Below are 6,818 nucleotides of genomic sequence, written 5' to 3'. Positions count from 1 at the left end.
GCGGCCGGGTGCAACATAACTCCCGGTGTGGGGGGGGGGGGGGGCGGCCCCCCGGGGGGGGGGGGCCCCCCCCCCCCGGGTCAAGCTCAGTGCAAGCCGCTTGCCCCCTCCACCATGCTTCGCATGGTCCCCCTCCCCCGCTAAAGCAGGGGAGGAAAACAAAGCTGGATCGCATATGCGATCGCCCTGCCTTAGTACGGGCGGCCGTTCACCGGGCGCATCGAGCTGACGGCTTCGCCCAGGCCGTACTGGCGAAGGTCGCGCACGTCGCGGTCGAAGATCTGGCAGCGGCCGCGGAAGTCGCTGTCGCTGCAGATCTGCCAGGCGCCGCGGCCTTCGATGCGCAGGCTCATGGCGCGGTCGTTGTACTGCCTGGGCAGGTTGGTCACCTCGCGGTTGGCCTGATAGGCCTGACCGCCGAAGTCGGGGGCGCTGTAGAGCGTCAATGTGCCGGACGTTGCGCCCCAGGGCGGCCGACCGCCGTCGCCGCCGCCGTTCCAGCGGCAGGTGAGCCGGCCGTTGTCGTTCACGACCTCGCTGCGGCAATCGCGGTAGTTCAGACTGCTGTATTGCCAGCGGCCGCGGCTGTCCTGGCAGGTGGCGGTCAGGGTGTTTCCGTTGGTGCGGATGTCGCGGCAGCTCTGCTGGTAGCTGCCGGCGGGGACCTGGCCCCATCCGCCGCCGCCGCCATTCCAGCCGCAGGCGAGGCGGCCGTTCTGGTTGGCGATGTCGTCGCGGCAGTTGCGATAGTTCAGGCTGCTGTACTGCCAGCGGCCGCGGCTGTCCTGGCAGGTCGCGGTCAGGGTGGCGCCGTTGATGCGGATGTCGCGGCAGCTCTGCTGGTAGCTTCCCTGAGGCGTGCGCCCATCGCCGGGCCCCCAGCCGCCGCCCCAACGCTGTTCCTGCGGCTGCGCATGCGCCTGGGCGCCGCAGAGGGCCGCCGCCGCGAGCGCGGCGCCTGCGAACCATGTCTTCATTGCTCGGTCTCCCAAGATCCTAAGTTCGACCACGCGTGGCGTCGGACGCCCTGGATATTAGACACCAGGCCAAAGCGTCAGCATAGAACGCGTCGTTTACGTCTGACGGTTTAGCTTCCGCCACCTGAACGGCGCCTGACAGTTTCGAGGGCCGTGGTTCGAGGTCCTGCCATGGGCGCTGATCTGGCCGTCGACATCGTGCGGCCCGACCAAATGGATGTGGAGTTGCGCGGCCTTTGGGCCGAGTTCCGGGCCGCCGACCCGGCCTTTCGCAGCCCGTATTTCGATCTGCGGTACGTGCTGGCCGCCGGCGCGTCGACGCCGGGCGCGCAGGTCGCGGTGATTTCGCGTCGCGGACGGGTCGAGGGTTTGTTCGCCTTTCAGCGTCGGGGGCGGTTGATCCAGCCGATCGCCGCGCCGCTGACCGACTATCACGGCCCGCTCGTGCGCCCCGGATGCGCCATCGACCTGACGCGGTTGACCGCGGCGCTGGGTGCGCGCCGGTTCAGGTTCAACGGCCTTATGGGAACGGCTGCGCCGGAGGGAGCGGCGCTGCGCACCGCGATGATCGCCGACCTGTCGCAGGGGTACGACGCCTATCTGGCCGGACGGCGCAGCGACTTCCTGAAGGACAAGCGCCGCCGCGCCCGGCGGCTGGCCGAGGCGCATGGCCCCCTGTCGTTCGACCTGGCCGGGGATGGGGAGGAGGCGCTGGACTTCATCCTGACGCTCAAGCGCGCCCAGTTGCGGCGGACCGGCCAGCACGACATCTTCTCCAGCCCCTGGGTCGAGGCGTTCGTCCGGGAACTGGCCGGGCGCGGAGAGCCGGGGTTCGGGGCGCGGTTCGCCACCTTGCGGGCCGGCGGGCGGTTGATCGCCGCGGAGATGGGGCTGCAGTCGGGGCCCGCCTATCATCTCTGGTTCCCGGTCTACGATCCCAAGTTCGCGCGCTATTCGCCAGGATCGCTCATGACCCTGGAGACCTTGAGAGCCCTGGCCGATCGCGGGGTGGCCACCGTCGATTTCGGAGCGGGGGGAGAGGCCTACAAGCGCGACTTCGCCGATCCGGGGCTGGAGGTCTGGGAGGGCGAGGTCGCTCATGGCGGCTGGGCGGACGCCGCCCGCGGCGCGGCCGACAGGATGCTGAGAGTAGCGCCGGGGGCGCGGCGCGCCGTGAGCGAGGCGGGCGGGCGGCTGGATCGCCGATGGGACTGCATCGCCGCCTGCGAGCCGCGGCTGGACGGCAAGGCGCGGGCGGTGTCGCGAGCCCTGGCGGTGCTGGCGCGCCGCAAGCCGCGGGCCTCGATCGGGATCGGCCTGGGCCTCGGCCTCGGGATCTACGGCCTGCTGGCCGAATAGGCGTCAGGCGGGATCGGGCTTTCGCCGATTCGGCGCGCCGGTGGCCGGATCGGTCATGGTCTTGGGCGTGCGGCTGGAGGATTCGGAGCCGGCGGGCTCGGTCGCGGGCCGGGGAGGGCGGCCGGGCTTCATGTCTTCGTCCCGGTTGCGGGCTGCGTCGGCATGCCGGGGGTCTGGGCGTTTGGCGTCTTGCATGGCCACGGGGAGTTTCCTTCAAGGCTATCGGAAGCGAACGCCGGGCCTGCGGGAACGATCCGCAGAGGCCCTGGGCTTCCAGCCGAAGTCACTTGAAACGGCGCGCGCTTTGCGTCATACGCCTGCGTCCTACCCGACATCGTTGGAGTCTGACTTTCCATAGCCGCAAGGGCGGACGAGCGGTTCCACAGCCGCGGTTCGCAAGCGACGGAAAGCCGGAGGAAGACGGGGCCGGGTCGACGCGTAGGAGTGTAGCTCAGCTGGTAGAGCATCGGTCTCCAAAACCGAGGGCCGGGGGTTCGAGTCCCTCCACTCCTGCCATTCACTATATAAGTACATCGGGCGCGCAGCCGCCGCCCATCTGAAGAGAGTCGTAAGAGCCTGATGGCCAGGAAACCGGGTTCGTCCCCGCAAGCGATGAAGTCCCGCGCCGCGAAGACGGCTGCGGCGATCGCCCCTGCCTCGGCCCTGGCGCAGTCCGCGCCGGCCAAGAAGCGGACCAACCCGGCCCAGTTCCTCCGCGAGGTCCGCGCCGAAGCCCGCAAGGTGACCTGGACGTCCCGCAAGGAGACCTGGATCACGACCGTGATGGTCGGGATCATGGTGGTCCTGGCGGCGCTGTTCTTCCTGGCGGTGGATTTCGGCCTCGGCCTGGGCATCAACCTGTTGCTGAAGCTCGCGAACGGGGGCTGAGGAGACCTATGAACGCCGAAACCCCCACCGCCCCCAATCCGCGCCACAAGTGGTACATCGTCCACGCCTACTCGAACTTCGAGAAGAAGGTGGCCGAGTCGATCCGCGAGCAGGCCAAGAGCCAGGGCCTGGAAGAGAACTTCTCCGACATCCTGGTGCCGACCGAGGACGTGGTGGAGATCCGCCGCGGCCGCAAGGTCAACGCCGAGCGCAAGTTCTTCCCCGGCTACGTGCTGGTGAAGATGGAGCTGACGGACGAGGCCTACCACCTCATCAAGAACACCCCGAAGGTGACCGGCTTCCTCGGCTCGGGCTCCAAGCCCATGCCGGTCTCCGAACGTGAGGTCGCCCGCATCATCGGCGCCATCGAAGAGGGCGTGGAGCGTCCCAAGCCCACCATCTCCTTCGAGATCGGCGAGCAGGTGCGCGTCACCGACGGCCCCTTCGCCAGCTTCAACGGCTCGGTGGAAGCGGTGGACGAGGAACGCGCCCGCCTGCGCGTCACCGTCTCCATCTTCGGCCGCGCCACCCCGGTCGAACTCGAATACGGCCAGGTCGAAAAGCTGGCCTGACGGCTGGCGGGGCCTCAATCTGAATCCGTAAACTCGTCGTCCTTCCTGGGGCGGCGAGTTTTCTTTTGAACCCCCAAGAGCACCAAGGACACCAAGGCCCACCAAGAGGCAGCGTCGATCTCGACGCCGTCGGGCGTGAGGTCGTCGACGCCGGCCTTGCCGTGCACAGAACTCTTGGGCCCGGACTTCTAGAGTCGGTCTATGAGGCATGTCTGGAGCGGGAGCTCACGCTTCGCGGCCTTGCTGTCGCACGCCAAGTCGTCGCGCCCATCGACTACAAGGGCCAGCGGATCGAAGGCGCTTATCGACTGGATCTCCTAGTTTCAGACGCGGTCATCGTCGAGGTTAAGGCAGTCGAGGCGCTTTCGCGCCTCCATGAGGCGCAACTCCTGACTTACCTCAAGCTATCGGGCCGCAAGCTGGGCTTTCTGATGAATTTCAATGTCCCGCTGTTCAAACAAGGCGTCCGTCGTTTCGTAAATTGAAGGCGACGCCTTGGTGGACCTTGGTGTCCTTGGCGTCTTGGTGGTGAGGCGAGCGTTCCGACTGGTCGGCGCGCCGGGGTCGGTCGGCAATCAGGTTGTTTCTGAAGACCGACCCTGCTAATAGCCCGCGCTTCGGTCCGAGGGGCCGCCTTGCGCTTGCGTGGGGGAAATCCGTGGGAGGGGTGGTCATGCGACCCCGCACCACGGCTCAACCGACCGGGGTTCCGGTCTCGAGGAGAAACCATGGCCAAGAAGATTCTGGGCTATATCAAACTGCAGGTGCCTGCCGGCTCGGCGACGCCGTCGCCGCCGATCGGCCCGGCGCTGGGTCAGCGCGGCGTCAACATCATGGGCTTCTGCAAGGAGTTCAACGCCCGCACCGAGAAGGAGCCGAAGGGCACCCCGCTGCCGACCGTGATCACGGTCTACCAGGACAAGTCCTTCACCTTCATCACCAAGACCCCGCCGGCGACCCACTTCATCAAGCAGGCGCTGAACCTGAAGTCGGGTTCGAAGGCTCCGGGCCGCGACAAGGCCGGCTCGATCTCGCGTAGCCAACTGCGTGAAATCGCCGAGAAGAAGATGAAGGACCTCAACGCCAACGACGTTGAGGCCGCTGCGAAGATCATCGAGGGCTCCGCGCGCTCGATGGGCCTCGAAATCACGGAGGCCTGATCAGATGGCTAAGCAACCCAAGCGCATCCAGGCCTGGACCGGCGACCGTAACGCCACCCACGCCGTCGAAGCCGCCGTCAAGCTGGTCAAGGAAAACGCCAAGGCCAAGTTCGACGAGTCGATCGAGATCGCCGTCAACCTCGGCGTCGACCCGCGCCACGCCGACCAGCAGGTCCGCGGCGTGGTCTCGCTGCCGTCGGGCACCGGCCGCGACGTGCGCGTCGCCGTCATCGCCAAGGACGCCAAGGCCGATGAAGCCAAGGCCGCCGGAGCCGACGTGGTCGGCGCCGAGGACCTGGTGGAACGCATCCAGGGCGGCTTCATGGAGTTCGACCGCGTGATCGCGACCCCGGACATGATGGCCCTGGTCGGCCGCCTCGGTAAGGTGCTGGGCCCGCGCGGCCTGATGCCGAACCCGCGCGTCGGCACCGTGACCCCGAACGTCGGCCAAGCCGTGAAGGACGCCAAGGGCGGCGCCATCGAGTTCCGCACCGAGAAGACCGGCATCATCCACGCCGGCATCGGCAAGGCCTCGTTCTCGGAAGAAGCCCTGTTGGTCAACGTCCGCGCCCTGGTGGACGCGCTGAACAAGGCCAAGCCGTCGGGCGCCAAGGGCACCTACATCAAGCGGATCAGCCTGTCCTCGACCATGGGCCCCGGCTTCAAGGTCGACACCGGGTCGGTCGGCGTCTAAACGCACGGCTCTGCTCGAAAGAGCTCGAAGGGAGCGGCCGGCAAGGCCGCTCCCTTTTTCTTTGCGCGCGAACCGGGTCTTATGGGCCTGCGTCAGCAAGGAAGGGGCGGCATGGAGCTCAAGACCACCCGCTACGAGGCGACGGGCGGCGTCGCCGTAGTCACCTTGTCCAGGCCCAAACGCCGCAACGCCTGGACCGGGCGAATGCATACCGAGTACTGCTGGCTGCTGCAGCAGGCCGACGCCGACCGCGAGGTGCGGGTGATCGTCGTCACCGGCGACCCGGAAGGTCAGGCTTTCTGCGCCGGCGCCGACCTTGGGGCGCTGGAGGGCCATTCGGAGAAGGGACGCTACGATCCTGGGACGAGCGAGGACATCGCCCGGCCAGGCTTTGGCGTCGATCCACGCTTTGATGCAGCCTTCGCCTATCACTTCGGGATCGGCAAGCCGGTGATCGCGGCCATCAACGGGGCCGCGGCCGGGGTGGGCTTGGTGCTGGCCGCCTTCGCCGACCTGCGGTTCGCCGCGAAGGGGGCGAAGTTCACCGCCGCGCATGGGCGGTTCAACTTCCCGGCGGAGTTCGGGCTGTCATGGGTGTTGCCGCGCATCGTCGGGCTGACGCACGCCAACGACATCCTGCTGTCGAGCCGGGTCTTCACCGCACAGGAGGCCGATCGCATGGGCTTCCTCAACGACCTGGTCGAGCCGGAGGCGTTGATGCCGGCGGTCATGGACTACGCCCGCAAGCTCGCCGACAGCGTCGCGCCCGGATCGGCGCGGGAGACCAAGCGCCAGATCTATCGCGACCTGCATCGCGACGCCGCCTCGGCGGTCACCGAGGCCGAACGGCTGCTGGAAACGATGATCCGGCACCCCGACTACAAGGAAGGGGTGAAGGCCTGGATGGAGAAGAGGGCGGCGGCTTGGCAGGGTTAGCGACAGACGGCGCCGCCCAGGCGCAGAGCCGGGGAGCCTTGCATCTCTACGCCTGGTTCGGGGCGCGGGGGAGTTTCGTCTGGGCGGTCTCGACCCTGATCCTGCGCCTGCTGCCCAGCGCCTGGGTGGACCGGCCGGCCTGGACGCTGCTGATCAGCGCTGCGGTCTCGGGAACCGGCCTGGTGGTCGCCACGCTGATGTTCCTGCGCAAGATCGAACAGCGTCACCGCCT

10 protein-coding genes and 1 tRNA gene are annotated in these 6,818 nt (G+C 67.8%); 9 read left to right on the top strand and 2 right to left on the bottom strand.

Features of this window, described 5'->3' with window-relative positions:
- Positions 1–191: 191 nt before the first annotated feature.
- Positions 192–977 (bottom strand): CVNH domain-containing protein, encoded by a 786-nt coding sequence (locus ACE3TL_RS16015; RefSeq protein ID WP_374579666.1) that lies wholly within the window; start codon positions 975–977, stop codon positions 192–194.
- Between the two features lie 171 nt (positions 978–1,148).
- On the opposite strand from ACE3TL_RS16015, the gene ACE3TL_RS16010 reads away from it, so the two are divergent.
- Positions 1,149–2,336: a GNAT family N-acetyltransferase gene (locus ACE3TL_RS16010; RefSeq protein ID WP_374579665.1), complete on the top strand. Its 1,188-nt coding sequence runs from the start codon at positions 1,149–1,151 to the stop codon at positions 2,334–2,336.
- Positions 2,337–2,339: 3 nt separating this feature from the next.
- Here ACE3TL_RS16010 and ACE3TL_RS16005 read toward each other — a convergent pair whose 3' ends face one another.
- Positions 2,340–2,531 (bottom strand): hypothetical protein, encoded by a 192-nt coding sequence (locus ACE3TL_RS16005; RefSeq protein WP_374579667.1) that lies wholly within the window; start codon positions 2,529–2,531, stop codon positions 2,340–2,342.
- Between the two features lie 245 nt (positions 2,532–2,776).
- On the opposite strand from ACE3TL_RS16005, the gene ACE3TL_RS16000 reads away from it, so the two are divergent.
- From ACE3TL_RS16000 to ACE3TL_RS15965, 8 genes are all read left to right on the top strand, one after another.
- A tRNA-Trp gene (locus ACE3TL_RS16000) sits at positions 2,777–2,852 on the top strand.
- 63 nt (positions 2,853–2,915) lie between these two features.
- A complete protein-coding gene (gene secE, locus ACE3TL_RS15995) occupies positions 2,916–3,224 on the top strand; it encodes a preprotein translocase subunit SecE (RefSeq protein WP_374579664.1) in 309 nt (102 codons plus the stop codon).
- Between the two features lie 8 nt (positions 3,225–3,232).
- Positions 3,233–3,796, top strand: coding sequence for a transcription termination/antitermination protein NusG (gene nusG / locus ACE3TL_RS15990; protein WP_374579663.1), 564 nt, complete (start codon positions 3,233–3,235; stop codon positions 3,794–3,796).
- A 65-nt stretch (positions 3,797–3,861) separates the two neighbouring features.
- Complete coding sequence (locus ACE3TL_RS15985) at positions 3,862–4,281, top strand: GxxExxY protein (protein WP_374579662.1); 420 nt, start codon at positions 3,862–3,864, stop codon at positions 4,279–4,281.
- 243 nt (positions 4,282–4,524) lie between these two features.
- Positions 4,525–4,956: a 50S ribosomal protein L11 gene (gene rplK, locus ACE3TL_RS15980; RefSeq protein ID WP_374579661.1), complete on the top strand. Its 432-nt coding sequence runs from the start codon at positions 4,525–4,527 to the stop codon at positions 4,954–4,956.
- A 4-nt stretch (positions 4,957–4,960) separates the two neighbouring features.
- Positions 4,961–5,650: a 50S ribosomal protein L1 gene (gene rplA, locus ACE3TL_RS15975; protein ID WP_374579660.1), complete on the top strand. Its 690-nt coding sequence runs from the start codon at positions 4,961–4,963 to the stop codon at positions 5,648–5,650.
- A 111-nt stretch (positions 5,651–5,761) separates the two neighbouring features.
- Positions 5,762–6,586 carry an enoyl-CoA hydratase-related protein gene (locus tag ACE3TL_RS15970; protein WP_374579659.1) on the top strand — a complete coding sequence of 275 codons (825 nt, stop codon included), beginning with the start codon at positions 5,762–5,764 and terminating at the stop codon, positions 6,584–6,586.
- Positions 6,587–6,624: 38 nt separating this feature from the next.
- Positions 6,625–6,818, top strand: a 194-nt coding sequence (locus tag ACE3TL_RS15965) for a hypothetical protein (RefSeq protein ID WP_374579658.1), incomplete at its 3' end; no start/stop codon positions are given.

It is taken from the genome of Phenylobacterium sp. (genome assembly GCF_041920015.1).
Lineage (GTDB): Bacteria > Pseudomonadota > Alphaproteobacteria > Caulobacterales > Caulobacteraceae > Phenylobacterium.
This window is presented reverse-complemented; position numbering and strand designations above follow the sequence as displayed.